This is a genomic window from Mycobacterium basiliense, assembly GCF_900292015.1.
Taxonomy (GTDB): Bacteria; Actinomycetota; Actinomycetes; order Mycobacteriales; family Mycobacteriaceae; genus Mycobacterium; species Mycobacterium basiliense.
The window spans coordinates 5106151-5130276 of sequence record NZ_LR130759.1; the positions used below are offsets into that span (position 1 = coordinate 5106151).

At 62.4% G+C, this 24126-nt stretch carries 22 protein-coding genes and 1 pseudogene; 4 read left to right on the plus strand and 19 right to left on the minus strand.

Features of this window, described 5'->3' with window-relative positions; translation table 11 throughout:
• The first annotated feature begins 367 nt into the window (after positions 1-367).
• Positions 368-1222, plus strand: a complete 855-nt coding sequence (locus tag MB901379_RS21710) for an oxidoreductase (RefSeq protein WP_158018489.1) — start codon at positions 368-370, stop codon at positions 1220-1222.
• A 36-nt stretch (positions 1223-1258) separates the two neighbouring features.
• Here the strand turns inward: MB901379_RS21710 and MB901379_RS21715 are convergent, their stop codons facing one another.
• The 5 genes from MB901379_RS21715 to MB901379_RS21735 all read right to left on the minus strand — a co-directional run bounded on the left by MB901379_RS21715 (position 1259) and on the right by MB901379_RS21735 (position 6335).
• Complete coding sequence (locus tag MB901379_RS21715) at positions 1259-2008, minus strand: sulfotransferase family protein (protein ID WP_158018490.1); 750 nt, start codon at positions 2006-2008, stop codon at positions 1259-1261.
• A gap of 112 nt (positions 2009-2120) precedes the next feature.
• The gene (locus MB901379_RS21720) at positions 2121-3578 is read right to left on the minus strand and encodes a cytochrome P450 (RefSeq protein WP_158018491.1); all 1458 of its coding nucleotides are present in this window, start codon (positions 3576-3578) and stop codon (positions 2121-2123) included.
• A 179-nt stretch (positions 3579-3757) separates the two neighbouring features.
• Positions 3758-4156: a nuclear transport factor 2 family protein gene (locus MB901379_RS21725; RefSeq protein WP_232021932.1), complete on the minus strand. Its 399-nt coding sequence runs from the start codon at positions 4154-4156 to the stop codon at positions 3758-3760.
• 26 nt (positions 4157-4182) lie between these two features.
• A complete protein-coding gene (locus MB901379_RS21730; protein WP_158018493.1) occupies positions 4183-5112 on the minus strand; it encodes an aldo/keto reductase in 930 nt (309 codons plus the stop codon).
• Positions 5113-5120: 8 nt separating this feature from the next.
• Positions 5121-6335 (minus strand): type III polyketide synthase, encoded by a 1215-nt coding sequence (locus MB901379_RS21735; RefSeq protein ID WP_158018494.1) that lies wholly within the window; start codon positions 6333-6335, stop codon positions 5121-5123.
• Positions 6336-6786: 451 nt separating this feature from the next.
• Between MB901379_RS21735 and MB901379_RS21740 the strand changes: the two genes are divergently transcribed.
• A complete protein-coding gene (locus MB901379_RS21740) occupies positions 6787-8064 on the plus strand; it encodes a cytochrome P450 (RefSeq protein ID WP_232021933.1) in 1278 nt (425 codons plus the stop codon).
• Between the two features lie 116 nt (positions 8065-8180).
• On the opposite strand, the pseudogene MB901379_RS25380 reads toward MB901379_RS21740, so the two are convergent.
• Together MB901379_RS25380 and MB901379_RS21750 are read right to left on the minus strand one after the other, a co-directional pair.
• Positions 8181-8405 (minus strand): annotated as a pseudogene (locus MB901379_RS25380) (PE family protein); the annotation flags it as partial.
• 72 nt (positions 8406-8477) lie between these two features.
• Positions 8478-9245, minus strand: a complete 768-nt coding sequence (locus tag MB901379_RS21750; protein WP_408632316.1) for an alpha/beta fold hydrolase — start codon at positions 9243-9245, stop codon at positions 8478-8480.
• Between the two features lie 56 nt (positions 9246-9301).
• On the opposite strand from MB901379_RS21750, the gene mhuD reads away from it, so the two are divergent.
• Entirely contained in the window at positions 9302-9619 is a 318-nt protein-coding gene (gene mhuD / locus MB901379_RS21755; protein ID WP_158018497.1) for a mycobilin-forming heme oxygenase MhuD, read from the plus strand.
• Between the two features lie 31 nt (positions 9620-9650).
• Entirely contained in the window at positions 9651-10958 is a 1308-nt protein-coding gene (locus MB901379_RS21760; RefSeq protein ID WP_158019368.1) for a serine hydrolase, read from the plus strand.
• A gap of 37 nt (positions 10959-10995) precedes the next feature.
• Here the strand turns inward: MB901379_RS21760 and uppS are convergent, their stop codons facing one another.
• The 12 genes from uppS to panC all read right to left on the minus strand — a co-directional run bounded on the left by uppS (position 10996) and on the right by panC (position 24109).
• The gene (gene uppS / locus MB901379_RS21765) at positions 10996-11694 is read right to left on the minus strand and encodes a polyprenyl diphosphate synthase (RefSeq protein ID WP_232021935.1); all 699 of its coding nucleotides are present in this window, start codon (positions 11692-11694) and stop codon (positions 10996-10998) included.
• 591 nt (positions 11695-12285) lie between these two features.
• The gene (locus tag MB901379_RS21770) at positions 12286-13842 is read right to left on the minus strand and encodes an MFS transporter (protein WP_158018498.1); all 1557 of its coding nucleotides are present in this window, start codon (positions 13840-13842) and stop codon (positions 12286-12288) included.
• A 73-nt stretch (positions 13843-13915) separates the two neighbouring features.
• Positions 13916-14848, minus strand: coding sequence for a polyprenyl synthetase family protein (locus tag MB901379_RS21775; protein ID WP_158018499.1), 933 nt, complete (start codon positions 14846-14848; stop codon positions 13916-13918).
• A 354-nt stretch (positions 14849-15202) separates the two neighbouring features.
• Entirely contained in the window at positions 15203-15754 is a 552-nt protein-coding gene (locus MB901379_RS21780; protein WP_158018500.1) for a histidine phosphatase family protein, read from the minus strand.
• 17 nt (positions 15755-15771) lie between these two features.
• Positions 15772-16560, minus strand: a complete 789-nt coding sequence (locus MB901379_RS21785; RefSeq protein WP_158019370.1) for a CbtA family protein — start codon at positions 16558-16560, stop codon at positions 15772-15774.
• A gap of 9 nt (positions 16561-16569) precedes the next feature.
• On the minus strand, positions 16570-16779 hold the full coding sequence (locus MB901379_RS21790) for a CbtB domain-containing protein (protein ID WP_158018501.1): 210 nt from the start codon (positions 16777-16779) through the stop codon (positions 16570-16572).
• A gap of 226 nt (positions 16780-17005) precedes the next feature.
• On the minus strand, positions 17006-19552 hold the full coding sequence (gene clpC1 / locus MB901379_RS21795) for an ATP-dependent protease ATP-binding subunit ClpC (RefSeq protein WP_158018502.1): 2547 nt from the start codon (positions 19550-19552) through the stop codon (positions 17006-17008).
• 304 nt (positions 19553-19856) lie between these two features.
• Positions 19857-20195 (minus strand): histone-like nucleoid-structuring protein Lsr2, encoded by a 339-nt coding sequence (lsr2, locus tag MB901379_RS21800; protein WP_158018503.1) that lies wholly within the window; start codon positions 20193-20195, stop codon positions 19857-19859.
• A 112-nt stretch (positions 20196-20307) separates the two neighbouring features.
• The gene (gene lysS / locus MB901379_RS21805) at positions 20308-21804 is read right to left on the minus strand and encodes a lysine--tRNA ligase (RefSeq protein WP_158018504.1); all 1497 of its coding nucleotides are present in this window, start codon (positions 21802-21804) and stop codon (positions 20308-20310) included.
• 105 nt (positions 21805-21909) lie between these two features.
• A complete protein-coding gene (locus MB901379_RS21810) occupies positions 21910-22728 on the minus strand; it encodes a type III pantothenate kinase (RefSeq protein WP_158018505.1) in 819 nt (272 codons plus the stop codon).
• 2 nt (positions 22729-22730) lie between these two features.
• Entirely contained in the window at positions 22731-23162 is a 432-nt protein-coding gene (gene panD, locus MB901379_RS21815; RefSeq protein ID WP_158018506.1) for an aspartate 1-decarboxylase, read from the minus strand.
• On the minus strand, positions 23162-24109 hold the full coding sequence (gene panC, locus MB901379_RS21820; protein WP_174237124.1) for a pantoate--beta-alanine ligase: 948 nt from the start codon (positions 24107-24109) through the stop codon (positions 23162-23164). Before panC ends, panD begins: the two co-directional genes overlap by 1 nt.
• Positions 24110-24126 lie beyond the last annotated feature (17 nt).

The window sequence follows — 24126 nt, forward strand, 5'->3', positions numbered from 1 at the left end:
CGCCATTCCGCAGCGGCAATAAGACCAGGGCCTAGCGGGCGCCAGCCAGACAAGCAGAGCTTTTCCACGCAGTTGCCCCGCCGACACAACGGACATCTGCCCGCTAGGACTCACAATAAATCACACGGCGTTGTCAAGAGCACTTCCTCTGCGCAAATCCTTGACATATGTGCACTTTGCCATCGGGCCGGCCGGCGGAACACAGGTATAAAAGTCTGTGTAGATCAGCCCACCAGCGGGCTGTCCAGTACTGCGTTCGCCAGGCTTAACCCCTTGAGCACCAACAAGGTAGAGCCAACATCGCACTACAACTGGCGCGAGGTTGCCAATGCCAGACGTACGCGGTTGGGGTCTGCTAGGAGTCGACATGAATCAACGACCATCCGTGGCATTGGTCACTGGGGTCTCCTCGGGAATCGGCAGATCCGTTGCGAAGACCCTCGCCGAGAACGGTTTCCAGGTGTTCGGTACCTATCGCAAGCCGAACGGGACGGACCCCATTCCCGGCGTGGAACTAGTGCGGCTCGATGTGACCGATGCCGCTTCGGTTGCCGAAGCTGTCGCCATGGTTATCCAACGCACGGGCCGTATCGATGTTCTGGTCAACAACGCCGGTGCCGGCATTATCGGCGCCGCGGAGGAGACGTCGCTCGCCCAAGCGCAGCAGCTTTTCGATACGAATTTCTTTGGGCTGGTGCGAGTAACCCGTGAGGTGCTACCACATCTGCGCGCTCAGCGCAGCGGCCGCATCATCAACATGGGCTCGGTGTTGGGCTTCTTGCCGGCACCCTATGCAGCGTTCTACGCAGCCACAAAGCATGCAATCGAAGGCTACTCAGAATCCCTCGATCACGAAATCCGCGAATTCGGGATTCGAGTCTCAGTCATCGAGCCCGCACTAACCAACACAGCGTTCGGCGCCAACGCGGCCGATGCGGATTCACCGATCGAAAGCTATGCGGCCACGCGCGAGCGAGTCCGACAGGCGCTGCACGAGGCGCTCCACCTTGGAGACGACCCCTTGGTGGTCGCGCGCGTCGCCCTTAGGGCGGCGACCAGCCTTCGGCCGAAATTACGGTATACGGCCGGATCCTTGGCCCGCCGACTGTCGCTGATGCACAAGTTGGCTCCCGCTACGGTGATGGACAAGGGAATTCGCAAAGCTCACAACCTAACAGCAACGCCAGACTCCGATACAAACATCGCCGTACATCGGACGTGAGTCCGCACGCATCTCGAGTGGAACCTGGTCGCGAAACTACCGACCGGACGCGGGCTTGGCGTCAGAAGCCCTGAACTCATGGTCCCAGCTGAGCGGCGCAGACCCAGAAGGCAACTGAGAGAAATTCTCCTGCAGTTTGAAGAATTCCTCCTGCTTGACCTTGAACGCCGCCCGGTCATTCGTGTGCGGAAATTCGATCGACGGGACATCGACGTTGAGAAACTCGCACAGGCTTGGCCAGCCCTCGGAAACCGAATAGACCAGCAAACGCTCTTGTGGCACGGCAGCTTTCACTTGCTCGTGATGTTCAAGGAGGCGGCGCTTGAGCACCGCGGGGTCAAACACACGTCCGCCGAATTCCAACTGGGCGAAGGAGTTAAGTAGCTGGTAGGACGCACCCAGGGGCGACTGTGAAAGGCCTGGGTCATTCACCTTCTCCATTGCGTTGAGCCAAAGCGGAGCAAGTGCTTCCACAAAGCTGTTCACCCAGCTGTCAGGATCGCGAACAGTGAGGATGACACGCGCGGCCGGATACATGCGGATCATCTCCGACCAGACCAAACACGAAGGCCAGTCGACGGTGGACTCATAATCACTGAGGAGTTCGTACAGTTTTGCGCGCTTGTCCACCGATCGATGGGTCAGCAAGTCGGCCCATTCCCTTGTGAGCTCGGGAGTCGGGACCAGGTTGGAGGCGTGCAGGCACGGACCGAAACCCAAAGCCTCGAGCGCAAGTTTGAGCGAATTCGTCCCTGTTCTGCCAAATCCAACACCAATGACCTGCATAGCTACTCCTCACTCAGCGTGGGGTTGACCCCTGACGGTGAACACACGATTGACCACTGGCTGACCCGCGATTTCGATCTCCGTACGCGCAACCGGACTACCGGCCCGGATACTAGATCAGCCACGGCTTTCGACGTGTCAGCCTCCGCGTTCCCGCGGAGGCGTTCTTGCGTGCGATGTCCGCCATATCAGCTAAAGGCCGTCCAACGTCCCGATTTGCCCGAAGAAATGTACGCATGCGTAGACCCCGCGCGGTCAGATTGACGGTTGCGCGTGGGCGCAGCGGTGTACCGGGGACGACTTCGAGACGCCAGCGAGACGCGATCGTGGCGAGGGCAAGGATCATTTCAAGTGGTGCCGCCTGGATCGCGATGCATTGGCGGGCTCCTCCCCCGAAAGCGATCGATGCATGCCGGGGCGGTGCGGGACGAGACTCATCCCAGCGGTCCGGATCGAAGCGCTCGGGGTTGTCATAGAGGGCGCTGCGGCCCACAAGATAGGGGCTGTAGGTGAGCACCGTTCCGGCCGGGATGACGTGCCCGCCAAGCCGAGTCGACGCCGTGACAACGCGCGTCATGATCCACACACTGGGGTACATCCGGATGGTTTCCATGATGATCTGGCGGGTGAACTTCAACTCCGCCACATGTCCGAAGTCAGCCGCGGCTCCCGCCAAAACGGTGTCAACTTCGGCGTGTAGACGAGCAGCAATGTCGGGATGGCTTGCCACCATCAGCAGCACCCAGCCCATCACGCTGGCAATAGTCGCGGTGGGCGCCGCGATGAAAGTGGCCGCATGTCCCAGGATCACGTCGTCAGCCAGCTCTTGCTGGCCCTCCGCGTTCGTTGTCAGCAGCGCGGTGAGCAAATCGTCGTAGGTGCCCCTCGAACTACGACGATCATCGATTACTTGCTGGATGGTGTTGCGAAGGCGGCCGATCGCCTTGTCATGCCGGCGGTTATCCGGGCTGGGCAGCCGATCGAAAATCGGTGGCCTACCTACCCGTTGAGCGACGGTAACCAGGAAGGTGGTGAAGTCATCCGCCATTCGATCCACCACCGAGGGCGCCAGCACCCCTGAGAACAACACCCGCACTGCGGCATGGATGGAAATCCTGCGCATTTCCGCCGGTACGTCGATGGCACCGCCGTCGCGCCAACCATCGGTGACCGACCTGGTCGCGGCCGTTAAGCGGTCGGCATAGTCGGGGAAGCGCGCGGCATCGAAGACCGGTTGAATCAGCCGCCGATACCGTCGGTGTCGACTCCTCGGACACGTCGCCAGCCCGTCGCTGACCAACGGCTTGACCAGTTCAATCAGCGGTCCTCCCTTGTCGAAGGTCCGGTCATCGCCGAGCACCTGACCGGCAAGCTCCGGATCACAAACCATCACCACATGTTTGGGGCCGATGCGGAATCGAACCAGGTCACCCACTGCGGGTAACGAGTCCAGAAATCCCAGTGGATCGCGCCGAAGCCGGAGGGTGTGGCCGAGCAGTGGCAATCCCCCGGGCGCCATAGGAATCGTCTCGTCGGAGTGGACCGCCGAATCCACGGTGGACCTGGCCATACTTCATTCCTCTCAGAGATAACCGCGTGCCATCGGAAATGAACACGAGATGGCCATACTTCGCGTTTCACTCATACCGAACGCCCGGCTAGCATCGTCGCGGCCCGTTGGCCACGATGCCCAGGAAAGGGCCGACGACGGGCGAGGCTTGCCGATAGACGCTGGGTCCGGTGACGTCATCACACGGGATTCCGAGCGAGAAACTTTGCGAACTCATCTGCAGCATAAGCGTTCTCCCAATGTTCGACGATCCTTCCGTGGTGGAATCGCCAGAGCCCGCAGAACGGCATAGTAATGGCTTCGTCGCCCAAGCTGGCCCGCAGAAGTCCAGCGGCCGTACCGAAATAGTCGTTTGCGACGACGAAGTCGACGTCCATCACCAACGTGCCGGCCGTTCTTCGGATTAGGTCAACCTCTTTGTCCAGAACCGCCTGCGCACCCGTGTAGACGGGAACGGCACCTGGGATAGCACGTTCGGCGGCGTGCAGCACAACGTCCTCAGTTACGTATGCCGAAATCGCGGTGAGATCGGCATAGATCGCGCGAAGAGTCGCGACGTTGGGGTGTTCCTCGGACATCATCGCAGTCGCTTCTCAACGCGTAGTCATCGTGTCGGCCGCCAAACATCAACACCTGACTGGTCGACGGCTGTGGTTATCGCCGTCATATCTGCCGCGCTGAGCTGCAGATTCCAGGCCGCGAGATTCTGTTCAAGGTGCGCGATCGATGTCGTTCCCGGGATGAGCAGGGTGTTGGGGGACACATGAAGCAGCCATGACAACGCCAACTGCGGTGGTGTCACCCCAAACTGGGCCGCAATGGTGTTCAAGGGGCTGTCCGGCCCGACAAGGTCACCGTGTCCCAGCGGAAACCATGGGATGAAGGCAATATCGTGTTCCTCGGCATATCGCAACGCCCCAGTGCCGGCCCGATCGGCAATGTTAAAGAGGTTCTCGACCGCAACGATGTCGGCGTATGCGCCGATTGCTTCCAGCTCGGCCGCGGTCACTTCCGGCTGACCAGACACCCCGATGTGGCGGATCTTGCCCTGCTGCTGCAGTTCGACGAGTGCACCAAACTGATCTGCAACCGGGACGGTGGGATCGATGCTGTGCAGCTGATACAGATCGATGCAGTCCATGCCGAGATTGCACAGACTTACCTCAACCTGTTGGCGCAGGTATTCGGGGCGCCCGAGGGGGACAATGTACGGATCACCCTCCCTCGTCCAATCTTTGGGCCCCGACCGCAGCAAGCCGCCCTTGGTACATATGACCACGTCATCTGGATAGGGGTGCAGGGCACGGCGAATGATCCGCTCATTGTGACCGGGTCCGTAAGAGTCCGCGGTATCGATGAAGGTGATCCCGAGCTCGACCGCGCGGCGCAGCAACGCAATTGCGTTGTCCGGGTCAACCGGGTCACCCCACATCCCGGGCCCGGTCAGGTGCATCGCACCGTAACCAAGTCGGTTGACGACCAGATCGCCACCCATTGTTAGGGTCCGGGGGACTGAGCTGAGTGCAGTTGTCATCGAATTCCTTAGGCCAGGTTGGTTTCTAGATTGCTTGACAGCGGTCGCTCGATCGGCTTCTGGCGGACACCAGCCCACCTACCAATTGCGACCTCCGCGGTGATACCGGGGCCGAAACCTGCGATTATTCCCCGGGCACCTTCGCTGAGATCGCCCGTCTCGAATTGACGTCGCAGCGCGTCCAACACCACCGCTGAGGCGATGTTGCCGCATTCCGTCAGGGTGGCCCTGCTATGCCCGAAGCTGCTCGCCGGCACATGTAAATACTTGGAGAGATCGTCCAGGATACGTGGCCCGCCCGCGTGAATAACGTAGAAGTCCAAGTTGGACGCATCCCAGCCTCGCTGCGCGGCGATCTCGGCCAGCACCGGCGCGAGTTGTTCCATGGTCCGGGGAACGCGCTTGTCGAGGAGGAAGTGGAAGCCAGTCGCCTTCACCGCGTACGAGATCCAGTCCTCGGTGTCCGGAACGAGACGTGATCCACTGTGCTCTATCCGCAAGCCGAACCCACCGTCATCGCCTCGAACAACCGCGGCGGCGACCGCATCACCAAAGAGGCCATTCGACAACAGGTTTCCCACGCTGATGTCAGTTGGTTGATAGCACAATGAGCAGAACTCGCAGGCCACGATGAGCACATTGGCACCGGGGTGCGCCACACAATAGTCATGCGCCCGATTGATGGCGGCGCCGCCCGCGGCGCATCCCAGCTGCGCAATCGGGATCTGGCACACGTCGCTACGAAAGCCCAGATTATTGACCATCCACGCGGTCAACGACGGCATGGTGAAGCCGGTGCAAGACACGAACACGATCGCATCGATGCGATCGACTGACACCTGCGCGTTCGTCAACGCCGCTGACACCACATCGGGGATCCGCGCCTTCGCCTCACGAACATAGACGGCATTGCGGGCCTCAAAACCGGGATGCTCGAGCGTCACGTCGATCGGCTGCACCAGGTGCCGGGTGAGTACTCCAGTGTTGCTAATCAGCTGGACAGCCAAATCGTATTGCGGATGGTCCCAGTGCAGGTTTTCGGCCAACTGCAGTGTCTGATCAAGCGTGATTACGCACTCCGGCAAATGAACCGCGGGGCGACAAAGGATCGGGCCAAGCGATCCGGAGCCGTCGTCGAGTTCAAATGTTTCCGACGCAGTCTGTGGGCCACCATTTATTCCCGGACGCTTCTTATTGGCATCGACACGATGCGGCAGTGGCATGCAACCCGCTTTCCGTTGATATCGAGGTTGCGGAATTTTCACTTCCGAAAGCCAATGAGGTCAATGTGTAATGTGCACAAAGTCGCTGTGTACTGTGCACACACATCGGGCCGATAGTTTTTTCTCAATCCGGAGGCCAAACTTGTCGAATCGGTGTTACAAATTCTTAATACTATGTCGCCTGGCTTCCCGCTCACGCTCGGTCTTGCTATGGCGTGTATCGATGAGATACGTTGTGACACACGCTATGCCTGCCCACCATCGGCGGTACACGACAGCTAGCTCGGGCCGCTTTGGCCGTTTTCGCGCGCTCCGAAATTCGGATCGAATAACCGGTTCCTTCGAGGAATGTGGGCATACAAAAGTCGCAGGATATTTCTGTTTCCTGTGCGCTTGCAGAATTGTGTGTTATTTTACGCTCGCACAACGCAGATACGGGAAGGGGTTATGTATGGAGGCCGGGGAAAGGACAAATAATCCAGCAACGGCGGTGATTACCGAGAATGCGCCGACACTGTCCTTCGAGCCGTACGGTGCGCATGCGGAGAACCCGTTCGAGTACTTTGCCTGGGCCCGCGCCGAGGCGCCGATTTCTTACCACGAGATGCTCGGTGCCTGGCTAATCACCCGGTACGACGACATCGTGGCGATCACCTCCGACCCGACGACCTTCTCCTCACACGACAGCCTGCCCACCATCCCGGGGCGCAGCCTCCCGACCGAGGCCGTCATCCGCGGGCTGGACACCTTGGACCCGCCCGATCACACCCGCCTGAGACAAGTGGTCAGCCGCGGCTTCACCCCCCGCAGAGTGGCACTGATGGCACCTATGATCCAGCACATCGCTAATGACTTGATCGACGGATTCCAGGACAGTGCAACAGATTTCGTTTCCGCTTTTGCCTATCCCCTACCCGTCGCAGTCATCTTGGGCATGTTTGGCGTCCCCGCGGAGGATCAGCCACGTTTCCTACGATGGACCACCGACCTGATGGGTCTCAATTTCGTCGCCGAGATGCCGGAGCAGGCAATGGCGGCGGCAACCTCCGGTGTGCGCGCCATGCATACTTACCTGCACAACTTGGTAGCAGATCGGCAGCGCAGCCGCGGCGACGACTTCATCAAAGAATTGATCACGCCCAGCGGCGATCCGGGAGTAAGCATCACCGCTGAAGAACTTGTGTCGCTGTTGATTTCGATGATCGTGGCAGGGTACGAGACGACCGCGGAGCTGTTGGGCAACCTGCTCTACCAACTGCTGATCGTTCCCGAGCGGCTGATCGCACTGCGGGACAACCACGACTTGATACCTGCTGCCATCGAGGAGTCACTGCGCTACGAGGCGCCCGTGCTCGGCTTTCTACGCACCGCCACCCGCGACACCCATCTTGGCGGCATGTCGTTTCCGAAAGGCACCAAGTTTCTGGCGCTGTACGGCTCGGGCAACCGAGACCAGGCGTTCTGCCCGGGCGGCGACGTATTCGATCTGCACCGCCCCCGCACCGGCCAACACCTCTCATTCGGCCGTGGGATCCATTTCTGCGTCGGGGCACCTCTGGCACGCCTGGAAGCCCGCATCGCCTTCGAAATACTGTTGTCGCGGCTACCGGGACTGAAGCTGGCCGACCCAGACTTCCGGCCACGCCAGAACGATTTCGTGCTGAGCCGCGGCCTCAAGACGTTGCCGATCGCATGGAGCGAAAAGGCACCCAGACACGAGCCCCAGTAGCTCACCGGCAACACTGCGCCGCCAGACTGCCGCCAATCCGCGCGCCGCAACCCGACGTTGAGCGCCTCGGCGCTGACATACGACCGCGCGCCGGCGGTCAACCCCGCAACGAACTGCTGATGAAACCGCGTCGGCTGTGCGCTGATCAGCCGATATTCCTGCGCTTGCGAACCAAGCGGCCCCGCGATGGCCGTCGGTACCTCATCTTCAGCCGCGGCCGGCAGATCGTTGTGGGAGTTGTGGAAGTTGTGGGAGTCGACGCGGCGGCATTTGCCGAGGTGACCATCGAGCCGATACCGGTGAAATCCGAAGCCGAAGACGTCAGCCGCTCCAACACCAATGACATTCCATACCTCTTAGTATGCTACGCTCGGCTTTGAGCGAACCCCCGTTGGCAACCGGCGGGTGACTTCTCAGCCAACATTGCGCGCGGTCAGAAAGGTTTCGACCGCGCGCTGGTATATCCCGGGCGCTTCGTCGTGTACCAGGTGCCCGGCTTCCGGAACCCGTAAATATCGTTCGACACAATTTATTTCGGCCATCTCACGCATCTGACCTGGTGGAGTTACCGAATTGCCAGCTTCGATGAGCAGGGCCGGTGAGCGCAGCTCGCGCCACTGCGACCAATAGTCACGGCCGCCCCATTCGGCAGCGATCTCGATCCAGCGTGCAGTGTGGCCGTGCAGCCGCCAGCCGGTGGCGGTGCGGTCGAATGCCTCCAAAAAGTACTGGCCGGCAACCGGCCCGAATTCGGCGAATATCCGTTCCGCGGAATCAAATTCCACCGGAAGTGCGTGCAGCCACGGCTCCCATGGACCGGTGGTGCGGCCGCGAAAATCCGGCGCCATGTCCTCGACGACCAGGGCCGAAACCAGCTCGGGCCGCTCGGCGGCCAAACACCACGAATGCAAGGCGCCCATGGAATGCCCGACCAGCCTCACCGGGCCCCCCAGCCCGGCCACCGCCGCGCCCAGATCGGCGACAAAGCGTTCGGTGCTGATCGGATATGGGTCGGTGACGTCGCGGCCGCGATGCCATGGCGCGTCGTAGGTGTAGACGGCACCCAACCGGGTCAGCCACGGCAACTGACGCGACCACGTGGTCCCCCGGCCCATCAGTCCATGCACCAAGACCACCGGCTCACCCTCGCCTCCGCGAGGAGTCAACAGATCGGTGGGCATGGACCTATCTTTGCGCGGCATGCAAGCGTCTGAGCCAAGCGCGGTAGCCTAGCGGCATGCCAGTGGTGAAGATCAACGCAATCGAGGTGCCCGCCGATGCCGGCCCCGAACTGGAGAAGCGTTTCGCCCACCGCGCACACGCGGTGGAGAATTCGCCGGGCTTCCTCGGCTTTCAGCTGCTACGTCCGGTCAGGGGAGAAGACCGTTACTTCGTGGTGACACACTGGGAGTCTGATGAAGCTTTTCAGGCCTGGGCGAACGGTCCCGCCAAAGAAGCCCATGCCGGTCATCGGGCCAACCCCGTGGCGACGGGCGCGTCGCTGCTGGAATTTGAGGTTGTCCTCGACGTTGCCAGTACTGACCAGGCTGGGTAGCGGGCAGACGGTGCGGCGTCGCGCGACGGCGATGGGCGCCGCCGCGGCGTTGGCCACCACCCTGGCTTCCGGCTGCGCGCAGTCCCCCACCCCGACCGCGAAAGCCGCCGACCCGGGGCATCGGATCGACACCGGAACCCCGCCCGGCCTCCGGGCGCAGCAGACCGTGGACATGCTCAACTCGGATTGGCCGATCGGTCCGGTCTCGGTGGGCACCCTGGCCGCGCCCGGCCAGGTCGACCCCGTCGAGCACGTCATGGAAGAGCTTTGGTGGGATCGCCCCTTCACGGTTGAGGGCGTCGACATCGGCGCCAGCGTGGCCACGCTTCACCTCATCTCGTCGTACGGCGCGCGGCAGGACATCCGGATCCACACCGACGATGAGGGCCAGGTCGACCGGTTCGACCTCGAGACACAGCCGCCGTCGATCAGCTCCTGGCGCGACGTCGACGCGGTGCTGAGCAAGACCGGCGCCCGTTACTCGTACCAGGTTGCCAATGTGACCAACCGGAGCTGCGACTCGGTCGCCGGCACCAACACCCGCGAATCCCTGCCGCTGGCATCGATTTTCAAGCTGTACGTGCTGCATGCTGTGGCCGGCGCGATCAAAGACGGCACGGTGTCCTGGGATGATTCGCTGACCGTGACCACCAAGAGCAAAGCCGTAGGCTCCTCGGGCCTGGAACTTGCTCCCGGGGACCACGTTTCGGTTCGCACCGCCGCCGAGAAGATGATAGCCACCAGCGACAACATGGCCACCGACTTGCTCATCGGCCGGCTGGGCACCCATGCCATCGAAGAAGCGCTGGCCACCGCCGGCCATCACGATCCGGCCAGCATGACTCCGTTCCCCACGATGTATGAGCTGTTCTCCGTCGGCTGGGGCCGACCCGACCTACGGGAACAATGGAAGCAGGCGTCGCAACAGGATCGCGCCAAGTTGCTGGAGCAGGCGAATGCCACACCCTACCAACCGGATCCGACGCGGGCCCACACTCCTGCCTCCAACTATGGCGCAGAGTGGTACGGCAGCGCCGAGGACATCTGTCGGGTGCACCTGGCGTTGCAAGCCGATGCGGTCGGTCCGGCCGCACCCGTTAAAAAGATCCTGTCGGCCGTCGCGGGTATCCAGCTGGACCGCAATGATTGGCCCTACATCGGCGCGAAAGCCGGTGGCCTGCCAGGTGATCTGACCTTCAGTTGGTACGCCGAAGACAAGACGGGACGCGCCTGGGTGGTCAGCTTTCAGCTGAACTGGCCCCGCGACCATGGACCCAACGTGACCGCGTGGATGCTCCAGCTCGCAAAACAGGTGTTCGCGTTGGTGGGTCCCAAATAGCGGCCCGGACCACGGCGCCGTAGCCGATCGCTAGAACTCAGGCCATGTCAGTCATGCCCGAGCGGGTTTCCAGGGTGTCCGGTTGGCGGTGAGAGCTGCCATAAGTACGCACCCGCTGTGCGAAGTCTGCCAGCGCCAATTCGAAGCGTTCGCGGGTGAATTCGGGCCACGGCTCGTCGACGAACAGTAATTCGGCATAAGCCGAGTGCCAAAGAAAACTGTTGGACAGGCGCCGGTCGCCCCCGGTTCGAATGATCAGATCGAGGTCGCGCATTTCGGGAGCGTAGAGCAATCGCTCGAACTCCGCTTCGCCGCCGCCGGAGTAGTGCTGTGCGGCGTTGAGCACCTCTTGACGCCCCCCGTAGTTGAGCGCAATGAACAGATCCATCCCATCGTTGTCCGCCATGGCCGCCTCGGCGCGGTCCACGGCGTCCAATACCGCCTGGGGTAGCCCCTGGCGCGAACCCATCAATCGCAGCCGAATTCCCAGGGGCGCCCACTCCACGATTCCGCGATCCAGGGCGGCGGCAAAGATATTCATAAGATTGGCGATTTCTGTGACGGAACGAGCCGAATTCTCCGTCGAGAAAACGAATAGCGTTAGCTGCTCGATGCCGAACTCGCATGCGTCGCGAACCCGTTGAAACGCGACCTTTCCGCCGGCCAGGTGGCCTTCCTCCGACGAGAGTCCGCGCTTCGCGGCCCAGCGACGGTTCCCGTCCAAAACAAAGGCCACGTTGCGCGGTAGCCGTCGGCCGGACGAGCCCGCCAGCTGGTCAGTACGCTGCGAACCAGGCGAGCTTTCGGCGCTCCGCTGGTTGGGCGCGCGGACAGGTGGCGTCGTTGGCTCCGTTTCGAGCGCCCGCCGGGCCGTTGGCGCGTCGCCGATCCCAGCGAGCTGACGACCGCCCGTTTCCATCAAGTCCCGCCTGCCCAAGGTTATTACGATGCGAGAAGACGACGACCTAGACGCCCCCGTCCAGTTTCACGAAATATTACACACGAAATATTGCCTCGTGGTCCAAATTCCGGGATTCGCGTTGGCGGCATTGACGTTGTCGCGCGCCGATGGGACGGCACTGTGGTCGAATTCGTGTCGAGTATTGATCGTTCCGAATTCCGCCCCGATTGCCGCCGAGAACGGCAGGGCTGCAGGATTATCGGCGAAGACGCACCAGCCGCAATCTGGCTTTGAGCGCCCATCGGGCACCCTGCTCGTCGCCACTCGTATCGGACGACAGGCGACATATTCGTGGCCATCCTTGCCCGCACATCCGGAACGCTCATTCCCCTCATGGGCGGATCACGCCGGCATTAGCCCCGCCTGTTACGGAACTTCGCTAGCCGCGGCGGTCACAGGCATCGTCACGTCGGCGCGCCCCGTACCGCGCGCAGGCAACAGCACGGCGACCACGACAGCGCCGAGCACCGCGAACGCCGCGCAAGCCAGGCAACTGATTTCCAAACTTTCCAGGAACGCCGATTCGACAGCGTGGCGAATCCCGGGCGCTTCGTGGACCGGGAGCTGGTCAAGAACCTGGCCAGCAGCGGCCATCGATCGGCGCATCGCGGCGCGCGCCGCGGGGTCGACGTCACGCAACGCGTCACTACTCTTCATCGACCGCATGTAAACCGACGCGAAAACGCTGCCCACGATCGCCACACCCAGACAGCCTCCGAGCTGGCGGGCAACCCCGGTCACCGCCATACCGACACCGGCGGCCGCCGGGCTCAGCGAGCCCATGACGGCCTCACCGGCCGGGGTCATCGTGAGGCCGAGCCCGCCACCGAGTGCGGCCATCGCCGCTGCAATCACCCAATACGATGTACCGGCGTCGAAGCCACCCGCCCAAGCCACCGCGACCGCCACGATCACAAGTCCACCGACAACCACAGCGGTGGTGCCCATCCGTTCGACACTCCGCGGAGCCACGATGCTGATACACGAATAGGAAATCGCAAGCGGTACCAATCGCACCCCAGTGTCGAATGCACTGTACGCAGCGACAAGCTGGAGGTACTGCGTGGCCACGAAGATGAAGCCGCACATCACCAGATAGCCGCAGGTGATCGCGACGGTCCCCCCGGAGAACCGGCGATTCGCAAAAATCGACAGATCAACGGTTGGGTGCCACGTGCGTCGTTCCAACCAGAGAAACACCGCGAGCAAGACCGCCGATATCGCGAAACCGGCAGCGGTTTTCGTACTGGCCCAGCCGATGTTAGGTGCCTCGATGAGCGTGTAGGTCAAGACGCTCACACCAATTGTGGACACGACCAAACCCGGTAGATCAATGGGTGGGCGATCTGGGTTACGCGAGGTGGGTACGAAAATGTTCGCACCGACGATGGCAACGAGTGCGATCGGCACGTTGACCCAGAAGATCGAGACCACCGAAAAATGCGCTATGAGCCATCCGCCCAGAATCGGCCCGCTCACCACCGCAATGCCAGTGACCGCTGACCAGACTCCGATTGCTCTGGCTCGGTGCGTCGAATCACCGAAGATATTTGCCACCAACGCCAACGAGGTCGGAAAAATGATCGCGGCACCGACTCCCATCACCGCACGCGCCGCGATGACCGCTTGCGCCGTGCTGACGCTGGCGGCCACCACAGACGAGGCGGCGACAATAGCGAGCCCGATGCTGAGCCACCCGCGCCTGCCGTAGCGATCACCCAGATTGCCTGCTGCCAAGAGTAATCCGGCCGCGGTAATCGCATACGCATCGACAATCCATTGCAGCTCGGCATTGCTCGCCTGAAACACAACAGACAACGTGGGCAGCGCAACATTGACGATGGTCAAATCGATAGCGGCGGTGAAACTACCCAGAACGATGACACCCAGCACGATCTTCGGACGGACGCTGCCGCTGTTCATGAAAGCTCGAATCCCGGGACCACACGCTCAACCGGTGCGGCCACCACCCCTTCCGGCCGAACAACCGTGGCCATCAGGAAACCCGCACGGTCATCAGCTCAACCAATGCCAGCAAGTCATCCGCCGCTGCCGGCTCCGGCTCGGCGGCGGCCAGAGCATCAAGGGCCAGGGCTCGATGACGCAGTGCCTCGGCTTCGGCCCAGGTGCGACCGCCCGCATCCTCAATCAGTTCGGCGGCGTGCGCCAACGCGTCATCATCCAGGACGTCACCACTTCCAAGTAGCGCTTCCAGCCTTGCCCCCGCAGCCGTTCCAGAGGACAAAGCGGCTACCACCGGCAAAGACTTCTTCCTCGACTTGAGATCGGAGCAAACAGGTTTGCCGGTAGCCGCTTCGTGGCCCCAGATGCCAAGAATGTCGTCGACCAGCTGAAAGACGAGGCCCAGGTGACGTCCGAACTGTGTGTAGCGCTCGGCGATGCGGTTGCCGGTCCCGGCCGAGAGCGCACCCAGCTGACACGCCACGCCAAACAGGGAACCCGTCTTCTGTTGTGCCATGCGAAGACACTCAGACAGCCGCACTCCCGTGCGATGCTCAAAGGTGAGGTCGGCGGATTGACCGGCGCACAACTCTAGCGCAGCTTCGCGCAGCGCTGCCCCCGATGGCCCCTCGTGAACCAAGTCCAACGCCAGTGTCAGCAGCGCGTCACCGGTGAGGATCGCCATCGGTACGCCGAATTCCACCCACGCCGCGGGGCGATGCCGCCTGGTTACATCACCATCCATGATGTCGTCGTGCAATAACGAAAAGTCGTGTAACAATTCGACCGCTACCGCAGCTGGAATCGCAGCATCCTTGGTCCCACCCGCTGCACGCGCACAGCTAACCGTCAGAGCGGGCCGAATCGCCTTGCCATGGCGCGCCGAAGTTTCGCGTCCATCGGCTTCCCACCACCCGAAATGAAACCCCGCGCAACGCCGCACCTCGGGCGGGACACTGTCAATCACAGCGCGTTGCTTCGGTTCAATGAGACGTCGAATCTCGTTCATTAGGGCCGGAATTCGCGTGGGCACTGCCGTAGCCCGAACGGGGTTCGTCGTCTCTGACATTGCCACCGCCCTCCTGGAGCGATCTCAGAAGCGGCCCGCTCGCCGTTACCCAAATGTGGAATTTACAACAGTGTCGATAAAAGTATCACGGTGAAACCATACGTGTGGGCGTTCAGTTGCGCGGAGGCCGCTCATGCGAGATCTAGCGCCTGCTCATCGATCCGCAACTCCAAACCGACCGCCCGAGCGGGACTCACCACCGCTCCCAGCGATAGCTACCAGGATGGCCGGTGGCGGATCCCGAGACGGACACTAAAGCCGAACCGTCCACCGATGGTCTCGAAAACGCATGACGGTGCGGCCGACCGGCGCAATGTCGATGCGCCAGAACGATTCCGCGGGACTGCCCAGCGCCAAAAGGGTCGCCGCGCGAATCACGGCGGGATGCGTGACGGCCACGGTCTGTCCCGCGGCATTGGCCACCGACTCCAACCATCCGGCTACCCGGGCGATCAAGTCGAGGATCGACTCACCGCCGTGCGGGGCCTGCACCGGATCGGTCAACCACACCTGGAGTTGTCCGGGGCAGACATCTCGGAGATTCAACCCGCGCCATCGGCCGCAGTCGAGGTCGGTCAGCGATGGATCAGTCCGGGCGTGCAGGCCCAACAACTCCGCGGTTTCCCGAGCGCGCAGCTCGGGTCCGGCGAGCTGGATGGCTCCGGGTCCCACGACAACGTCGGCGACCATTTGGGCCTGGCGGCGACCGGTGGCGCTCAGCGGCTCGTCAGCGGGGAAACGCCCAGCCGACATGGCGTCGGTCATCGCATGCGATATCAGAGTCAGCCGGACCGAATCGGTCATGCGCCGGTCATGGGCCCTCACGCCGCAGTGCGCGCCACCCGTCCCGACTCCCGCTCACCCAGCAACCTATCCGCGAGCGCGGCGAAAACCACTCCGACAGTCAGCCACATCACCAATTGCGTACCCAACGCAACCAGCCGGAACTCATAGAGAACATCGGCGGGAAAGCCGGGATAGATGATGGTGCCCGCGGCGTCGCGCATCGGCGCAGGGGTCTCGTCCACGGACGGCAGCACCAACATGACCAGAGCGACCATCACGATGTAGAAACTGCCGGCAATCAGGCCTCCGGTGAATGTGCCCAGGCGGCTTGCCAACTGGCGGGCCAGCCACGCGGCAGCAATCGCCAACGCCACCGACATCAAAACCATGACCAGGTACCACAGCGTGCGAGATCCGATGCTGTCGGCCTGGCCGACGGCCGGCGGGTTGGGCGGATACTTCACGAACGGCACCAGGTACACCGCCAGGAAGGTGCCAGCCGCCAACCGAAGCGAAAGGCGCTGTGGTTCTACACTTCCCGTCCGTCCGTAGGCGACACAGAACAACACGGCGAACAGCGCACCCATCGCGATGCCGAAAAGCAACGTCCCGAAACCCAATCCGGCGTTTCCCTGCACACCCCGGGTAAACAATTCGACGCCGTGCTCATGCACGCCCTCGGCATGCGCGGCTTCGGAGCGACCGTGCTCATAGGAAACTGCCCTATCTACCAGCGGTTCGGCGAGCACCCGGGCGAACACAAACGCCAGCAGGCCGCCCGATGCGCCCGCCACTAGACCGCGTAATATCAGACGCTTTTCCATGTCAGTCACTCAGTGGCAGGGGAACCCGAGCAGATGCCTTGCGTCATGGAAAAACTCATGCACGTGAGTGTCGCTGCCGAAGACCGAGACCGCACCTTGGTCGATGCCGACGAAGTACAGCACCAACAACGCCAGGAAGGCGGTCCCGGCTAGCCACAACGCGGCCGTAGCCGCCGTTAGATCAACCGGCCTGACCTGGGTTATCTGGGAATTCGCCACAGTCCACTCCTTCTGGGGATCTCGCGCCCCGCTTGGCCGCTGATGACAGGCACCGGGTCTGACTGTAAACAGTGGCGCGACCGTTCTGGAGTTTCACCAGATTCCGCTGCCTGTCGACAACACCGGCAAGTCTAGACCTCCGGTTACCTACCGGTCGACGGATCAATCCTTAGCCGGCGCGCAAACGTCGGCGGCGGGCACACCGAGGAGCGGGTTTGCTAGCCGGCTACTGCGTCTCCGGCCCGGGTCCGCCCGCGGTGTGCGCTCCCGCCTTCGCCAGGTCCGGCTCGGCGGGTGGCTTCCGGGTTCCGGTGAACGTGAACACCGCGTCCTCACCAGCACCTTCCCCGTCCCAGTTGTCCACATCGACGGTGACGATCTGTCCCGGGCCAACCTCCTCGAAGAGGATCTTCTCGGAGAGCTGGTCCTCGATCTCGCGCTGGATGGTGCGCCGCAACGGACGGGCACCCAGCACCGGGTCGAAGCCCCGCTTGGCCAGCAACGACTTGGCCTTGTCGGTCAGCTCCAGGGCCATGTCCTTGCTCTTCAGCTGGGCGGCAACCCGTCCGATCATCAGGTCGACCATCCGGATGATCTCGTCGCGAGTCAGCTGGTGGAAGACGATGATGTCGTCGATACGGTTGAGGAACTCCGGTCGGAAATGCTTCTTCAGCTCGTCGTTGACCTTCTGCTTCATCCGCTCGTAGTCGTTTTCGCCGCCGCCCTTGGTAAAGCCCAGACCGACCGGCTTGGAGATATCGGAGGTGCCGAGGTTGGAGGTGAAGATCAGCACGGTGTTCTTGAAGTCCACCGTGCGCCCCTGCCCGTCGGTGAGCCGGCCATCCTCGAGGACCTGCAACAGGCTGTTGTAGATCTCCTGGTGCGCCTTCTCGATCTCGTCGAACAGCACCACCGAGAACGGCTTGCGCCGCACCTTCTCGGTCAGCTGGCCACCCTCCTCGTAACCAACGTATCCGGGTGGGGCGCCGAACAGCCGCGACGCGGTGAACCGGTCGTGGAACTCGCCCATGTCGATCTGGATGAGTGCGTCGTCGTCGCCGAACAAGAAGTTGGCCAGCGCCTTGGACAGCTCGGTCTTACCGACACCGGACGGGCCGGCGAAGATGAACGAGCCAGACGGCCGCTTGGGGTCCTTCAACCCGGCACGGGTACGGCGGATGGCCTTAGAAACAGCACGGACGGCATCTTCTTGCCCGATGATTCGCTTGTGCAGCTCGTCTTCCATACGCAGCAACCGGGTGGTCTCGGCCTCGGTCAGCTTGAACACCGGGATGCCGGTCCAGTTACCCAGCACTTCGGCGATCTGCTCATCGTCAACCTCGGCAACAACGTCCAAATCACCTGAACGCCATTGCTTTTCACGCTCGGCACGTTGGGCCACCAGTTGTTTTTCTCGATCGCGCAGGCTAGCGGCCTTCTCGAAGTCCTGGGCGTCGATCGCCGATTCCTTCTCCCGGCGGGCCTCGGCGATCTTCTCGTCGAATTCGCGCAGGTCCGGCGGCGCGGTCATGCGGCGGATCCGCATCCGCGCGCCCGCCTCGTCGATCAGGTCGATCGCCTTGTCCGGCAGGAACCGGTCGTTGATGTAGCGATCGGCCAGCGTCGCGGCGGCCACCATCGCGCTGTCGGTGATCGACACCCGGTGGTGGGCCTCGTAGCGGTCACGCAGACCCTTGAGGATCTCGATGGTGTGCTCCACGGTCGGCTCGCCGACCTGCACCGGCTGGAAGCGGCGCTCTAGGGCGGCGTCCTTCTCGATGTACTTGCGGTACTCGTCAAGCGTGGTGGCGCCGATCGTCTGCAGCTCGCCGCGAGCCAGCTTGGGCTTGAGGATGCTTGCGGCGTCGATAGCACCCTCGGCGGCACCCGCCCCAACCAGCGTGTGTAGCTCGTCGATGAACAGGATGATGTCGCCGCGGGTATTGATCTCCTTGAGCACCTTCTTCAGGCGCTCCTCGAAGTCACCGCGGTAACGCGAACCCGCGACCAGCGAGCCCAGGTCCAGCGTGTAGAGCTGCTTGTCCTTCAGCGTCTCGGGAACCTCGCCGTGCACGATGGCCTGCGCCAGGCCCTCGACCACCGCAGTCTTGCCGACGCCGGGCTCGCCGATGAGCACCGGGTTGTTCTTGGTGCGTCGGGAGAGCACCTGCATGACCCGCTCGATTTCCTTTTCGCGGCCGATGACCGGGTCTAGCTTGCCTTCCATGGCAGCGGCGGTCAGGTTGCGGCCGAATTGGTCGAGCACCAACGACGTCGACGGGCTACCCGATTCGCCGCCCCGACCACCGGTACCGGCCTCGGCGGCCTCCTTGCCCTGGTAGCCGCTCAGCAGCTGAATCACCTGCTGACGCACTCGGGTCAGCTCGGCACCCAGCTTCACCAGCACCTGGGCGGCCACGCCCTCACCCTCACGGATCAGACCGAGCAGGATGTGCTCGGTGCCGATGTAGTTGTGGCCCAGTTGCAGCGCCTCGCGCAGGCTCAGCTCGAGGACCTTCTTGGCCCGAGGAGTGAACGGGATGTGGCCCGACGGGGCCTGCTGGCCCTGGCCGATGATCTCCTCCACCTGGCTGCGGACGCCCTCTAACGAGATACCCAGCGATTCGAGCGACTTGGCTGCTACGCCCTCGCCTTCGTGGATAAGGCCCAACAGAATGTGCTCGGTACCGATGTAGTTGTGGTTCAGCATCCGGGCCTCTTCTTGCGCCAGGACGACGACCCTGCGGGCACGGTCGGTAAATCGTTCGAACATCGGCGGTTACCTGCTCTCCCTCATCGGTACTTTGGTCGGCCCTGAACCAGTCCAGCTCGGCCCCGCGTACCTGCCGTCCACTGTAATGGTCGGCCTGCCAGGGTTCATAACCTTGCGGCGCCTAGCGGTCCCAGGCCGCAACTCCCATGTCGGGCCCGTGTCTTCGGTTACTGCAGAACCGCACCAGATTAACGAGGGAAACCGCCAAAACGTTTCCGCACTGACTAACGATCAGTTCGCCGCCAGCGAAATGACATAGCACCGGGACCCAGACCGAAGTCCGGGCCCCGGTGTCAGCAATTGCCTATGTCGCTGCGTGGAATGCGTCGATGACGTCCGCCGGGATGCGGCCACGTGTCGACACATTATGTCCATTACGACGCGCCCATTCCCGGATCGCGGCACTCTGTTCGCGGTCAATCGCGCCGCGGCCACGTCCGGAACCGGAACGCCCACGCCGACGGCCACCGACTCGCCGGCCCGCAGTAACCCACTGCTTCAGATCGCCACGCAGTTTCGCGGCATTCTTGGAAGAAAGGTCAATCTCGTAGGTCACCCCGTCAAGCCCGAATTCAACCGTTTCGTCAGCGGCACCGGCACCGTCGAAATCATCGACCAAGGTGACGGTAACTTTCTTCGCCATTGGCTTACCCTCGCGTTTCTTCCTGTGCAGTTTCTATGCAGGATGGATAGTCTCCCCGGCAACCAATGTGCCATATGGAGGCAAAATTCTCAATCCAGACACAACGGGAAGTTCAGTTCGAGTGCGGTCGAACAATCGGGAACAAAACTGTCTCCCTAATTGACAGCCCGGTCAAACTCATCAACAACCGATCAATACCCATACCCGTCCCGGTACACGGCGGCATGCCGTGCTCGAGCGCGGCTAGAAATTCATCGTCAAGCTGCATCGCCTCGTCATCGCCGGCAGCGGCGGCACGCGCTTGGTCGGCGAATCGCTCGCGCTGCACCACCGGATCGGTCAATTCCGAGTAACCCGTAGCCAGTTCGACTCCGCGCAGATAGAGATCCCACTTCTCGGTGACGCCAGGGACGCTGCGATGCTGGCGGGTCAATGGCGTTGTCTCTACCGGAAAATCCTTGACAAATGTCGGCGTGGTCAACTTGTTGCCCACCATGTGCTCCCACAGTTCCTCGACAAGTTTGCCGTGACCTAAAACACTGTTTTCAATGTCTACATCGAGTCGGCGCGCGATGTCTCGTAAGCGATCAACAGAGGTCTCCGGAGTGATCTCTTCACCGAGCGCAGCCGACAAGGAGGAATACATCTGGATAGTCGACCATTCTCCGTCGATGTCGTAGACACTGCCGTCGGGCATCGGAAGTTGTCTGGTTCCGATCGCCTCGTCTGCCACCTCTTGAATAAGCTCTCTGGTGATCACCGCTGAATCGTCATAGGTTCCATAGGTCTGGTAGGTCTCCAACATGGAGAATTCCGGTGAATGAGTGGAATCGGCCCCTTCGTTTCGGAACACCCGATTTAGTTCGAAGACCCTGTCGAAACCGCCGACGATACAACGCTTGAGGAACAGTTCCGGCGCTATGCGAAGGTAAAGGTCCATGTCCAGCGCATTGGAATGAGTGATGAACGGTCGAGCCGCCGCGCCGCCGGCGAGAGTCTGCAACATCGGCGTTTCGACTTCGAGAAACCCACGCCGCTCCAGGGCATTGCGGATCGCGCGGATTACCGCAATCCGCTGGCGGGCAACTTCGCGCGCTTGCGGGCGAACGATCAGGTCGACATAGCGCTGCCGCACCCGCGCCTCTTCGTTCATCTCCCGATACGCGACAGGCAATGGCCGCAGCGCCTTGGCGGCCATTTGCCAGGAATCGGCCAAAACGGACAATTCACCGCGGCGCGAGCTGATCACTACGCCGTGCACAAACACGATGTCGCCGAGGTCGACGTCGGCTTTCCAGGCGTCCAGGGCTTCCCGGCCCACCTTGTCGAGGCTGACCATCACCTGCAGCTGGGTGCCGTCGCCGTCCTGGAGTGTCGCAAAACACAGTTTTCCGGTGTTCCGCGCGAATATCACCCGGCCCGCCACGCCGACGATGTCTTCGGTCACCGAGTCGGTTGGCAGGTCGGGATAGGCGGCGCGGATCTCGGCCAGAGTGTGGGTGCGCTCGATGGCTACCGGGTAGGGGTCGTGCCCTTCGGCCAATAAGCGAGCGCGCTTGTCCCGACGGATCCGGAACTGCTCGGGAAGGTCGGCCTCGGCGGAGTTCACGACGTGCCAGCTTAAATCAACTCGCTCGGGCGCCTGTCGGTGGTGGACCGCAGTGCGACCCCGACCGCCGCGGCACGGGTGGCGAGAAAGAACAAAGCAGACACGCTAGCGCGCCGGCTTCAACCGCCCGCGCTGAGCGTCATGGTTGCGTTCGAAAACCAGCCGCAGACCGTGCAGGGTCAGGTGACGGTCATGGTGGTCGACCGTATGTAGCTCGGGCAGCAACAGCGGCGCCGTATGTCCGGTCGCCACGACGGCGACGTCGTCGGCACCGGAGAACCCCCGCACGTCCTCGCGAATCCGTGCGACCAGGCCGTCGACCAGCCCCGCAAAGCCGAACACGGCACCGGCCTGCATGCATTCGACAGTGTTCTTGCCTACCACTGAACGCGGCCGGGCCAGCTCCACCCGACGCAATGCCGCCGACCGAGCCGCGGCGGCATCCGACGACACCTGAACACCGGGCGCGATAGCGCCACCCAGGAATTCGCCCTTAGCCGACACCACATCCACGCAGATCGACGATCCGAAATCGACGACGATGGCGGCCTTGCCGAACTTGTGATAGGCCGCCAGGCAATTCACGATCCGGTCGGCGCCTACCTCTTTGGGGTTGTCGACGAGCAGCGGAATACCCGTACGCACGCCCGGTTCGATCAACACGTGTGGGATCGACGGCCAGTACTGGTCGAGCATGATCCGCACTTCGTGCAGCACCGACGGAACAGTGGACAGGGCGGCCGAACCGGTGAGCCGTTCGGAATCCTCGCCGATCAAACCATCAATCGTGAGCGCAAGTTCGTCCGCGGTGACCTCGGATTCGGTGCGTATCCGCCACTGCTGCGCAACCTTTGCGTGCTCTTTGGCGCCGGATATCAAGCCGACGACGGTGTGCGTGTTGCGGACATCTATCGCCAGCAGCACGGCTACCGCACACCGATCCGCGGGTCCAACAGCTCACCCACTCCGGGTATATCGATGGCAGGTACGAACGCCGGATCGTCCCCCAGGTCGATCTGCCGGTTGTCGGCGTCAACGAACACGATTCGCGGCTTGTAGGCGCGCGCCTCGGCATCTTCCATGGTCCCGTATGCGATCAGGATCACCAGATCGCCCGGGTGAACGAGATGCGCTGCGGCGCCGTTGATTCCGATCACGCCACTGCCACGCTCGCCGATGATCGCGTAGGTGACCAGTCGGGCGCCGTTGTCGATGTCGACGATGGTCACCTGCTCACCCTCGAGCAGATCGGCGGCATCCATCAGGTCGGCGTCGATGGTCACCGAACCGACGTAATGTAGGTCGGCCTGGGTAACGGTGGCGCGATGGATCTTCGACTTCAGCATTGTCCGTAACATCAGTTCCTCCGTTGCGTTTGGGCATACTCGGCCCGAGGTTCGTCCGGCCCGATGGTGCCGGCGACATTTCCGATCTGGATTTCAACATTTCCGATCTGGATTTCGACGTTGTCGAGAAGTCTGGTGCTGCCGACCCTGGCGGCCACCAGCAGCCGGCCGGATCCGTTGCCTTGCACCGGACCAAGGCCGGCATCACGCAGCTCTAGATAGTCGACCGCCACGCCGGGTGCATCGTCAAGCACTGCGCGCGCGGCGTCGAGAGCGGCCTGGACACCCGCGGTCGCCGCATGTGCGCCGGCCGTCAGCGCGGCCGACAGTGCCACGGCCGCCTGCCGCTGGGCCGGGTCCAAGTAGCGGTTTCGGGAGGACAACGCCAACCCGTCACCTTCCCGAACGGTCGGAATCCCGACCACCTGCACATCGACGTTCAGGTCCGCAACCATCTGTCGGATCAGCACCAGCTGTTGGTAGTCCTTCTCACCGAAGAACGCCACATCCGGACGCACGATCTGGAACAGCTTCAGCACAACGGTCAGCACGCCGGCGAAATGTGTTGGCCGCGGGCCGCCTTCGAGTTCGGCGGCCAGCGGACCGGGCTGCACGGTGGTGCGCAGGCCGTGGGGATACATCGCCGCGGCGTTGGGTGTAAAAGCGATCTCCACACCTTCGGCGCGCAACCGCGCCAAGTCGTCGTCCAGGGTTCGCGGGTATGCGTCGAGGTCTTCTCCGGCCCCGAACTGCAGCGGATTGACGAAGATCGAGACCACCACCACCGCGCCGGGAACTCGCTTGGCCGCACGGACTAACGACATGTGTCCCTCGTGCAGGGCGCCCATCGTGGGTACCAACATCACCCGCCGACCGGTGTGCCGTAGCGCGCGGGTGACGTGCTGGACATCGCCGAGAACCGAGTAGGTGTTGAGCTCGCCAGCGTTGAATGCTGGCATTTTCGTCGCGTTGGTAG

What these genes read in the sequence shown, in the direction of transcription:
- MB901379_RS21785 (WP_158019370.1), bottom strand. Translation starts at nt 16,560, where the DNA reads ATGGAAAAGCGTCTGATATTACGCGGTCTAGTGGCGGGCGCATCGGGC.
- panD (WP_158018506.1), bottom strand. Translation starts at nt 23,162, where the DNA reads ATGTTACGGACAATGCTGAAGTCGAAGATCCATCGCGCCACCGTTACC.
- MB901379_RS21720 (WP_158018491.1), bottom strand. Translation starts at nt 3,578, where the DNA reads ATGGCCAGGTCCACCGTGGATTCGGCGGTCCACTCCGACGAGACGATT.
- MB901379_RS21715 (WP_158018490.1), bottom strand. Translation starts at nt 2,008, where the DNA reads ATGCAGGTCATTGGTGTTGGATTTGGCAGAACAGGGACGAATTCGCTC.
- MB901379_RS21760 (WP_158019368.1), top strand. Translation starts at nt 9,651, where the DNA reads ATGGGCGCCGCCGCGGCGTTGGCCACCACCCTGGCTTCCGGCTGCGCG.
- MB901379_RS21710 (WP_158018489.1), top strand. Translation starts at nt 368, where the DNA reads ATGAATCAACGACCATCCGTGGCATTGGTCACTGGGGTCTCCTCGGGA.
- MB901379_RS21735 (WP_158018494.1), bottom strand. Translation starts at nt 6,335, where the DNA reads ATGCCACTGCCGCATCGTGTCGATGCCAATAAGAAGCGTCCGGGAATA.
- MB901379_RS21750 (WP_408632316.1), bottom strand. Translation starts at nt 9,245, where the DNA reads ATGCCCACCGATCTGTTGACTCCTCGCGGAGGCGAGGGTGAGCCGGTG.
- MB901379_RS21770 (WP_158018498.1), bottom strand. Translation starts at nt 13,842, where the DNA reads ATGAACAGCGGCAGCGTCCGTCCGAAGATCGTGCTGGGTGTCATCGTT.
- mhuD (WP_158018497.1), top strand. Translation starts at nt 9,302, where the DNA reads ATGCCAGTGGTGAAGATCAACGCAATCGAGGTGCCCGCCGATGCCGGC.
- lsr2 (WP_158018503.1), bottom strand. Translation starts at nt 20,195, where the DNA reads ATGGCGAAGAAAGTTACCGTCACCTTGGTCGATGATTTCGACGGTGCC.
- clpC1 (WP_158018502.1), bottom strand. Translation starts at nt 19,552, where the DNA reads ATGTTCGAACGATTTACCGACCGTGCCCGCAGGGTCGTCGTCCTGGCG.
- MB901379_RS21725 (WP_232021932.1), bottom strand. Translation starts at nt 4,156, where the DNA reads ATGTCCGAGGAACACCCCAACGTCGCGACTCTTCGCGCGATCTATGCC.
- MB901379_RS21780 (WP_158018500.1), bottom strand. Translation starts at nt 15,754, where the DNA reads ATGACCGATTCGGTCCGGCTGACTCTGATATCGCATGCGATGACCGAC.
- MB901379_RS21740 (WP_232021933.1), top strand. Translation starts at nt 6,787, where the DNA reads ATGGAGGCCGGGGAAAGGACAAATAATCCAGCAACGGCGGTGATTACC.
- panC (WP_174237124.1), bottom strand. Translation starts at nt 24,109, where the DNA reads ATGCCAGCATTCAACGCTGGCGAGCTCAACACCTACTCGGTTCTCGGC.
- MB901379_RS21730 (WP_158018493.1), bottom strand. Translation starts at nt 5,112, where the DNA reads ATGACAACTGCACTCAGCTCAGTCCCCCGGACCCTAACAATGGGTGGC.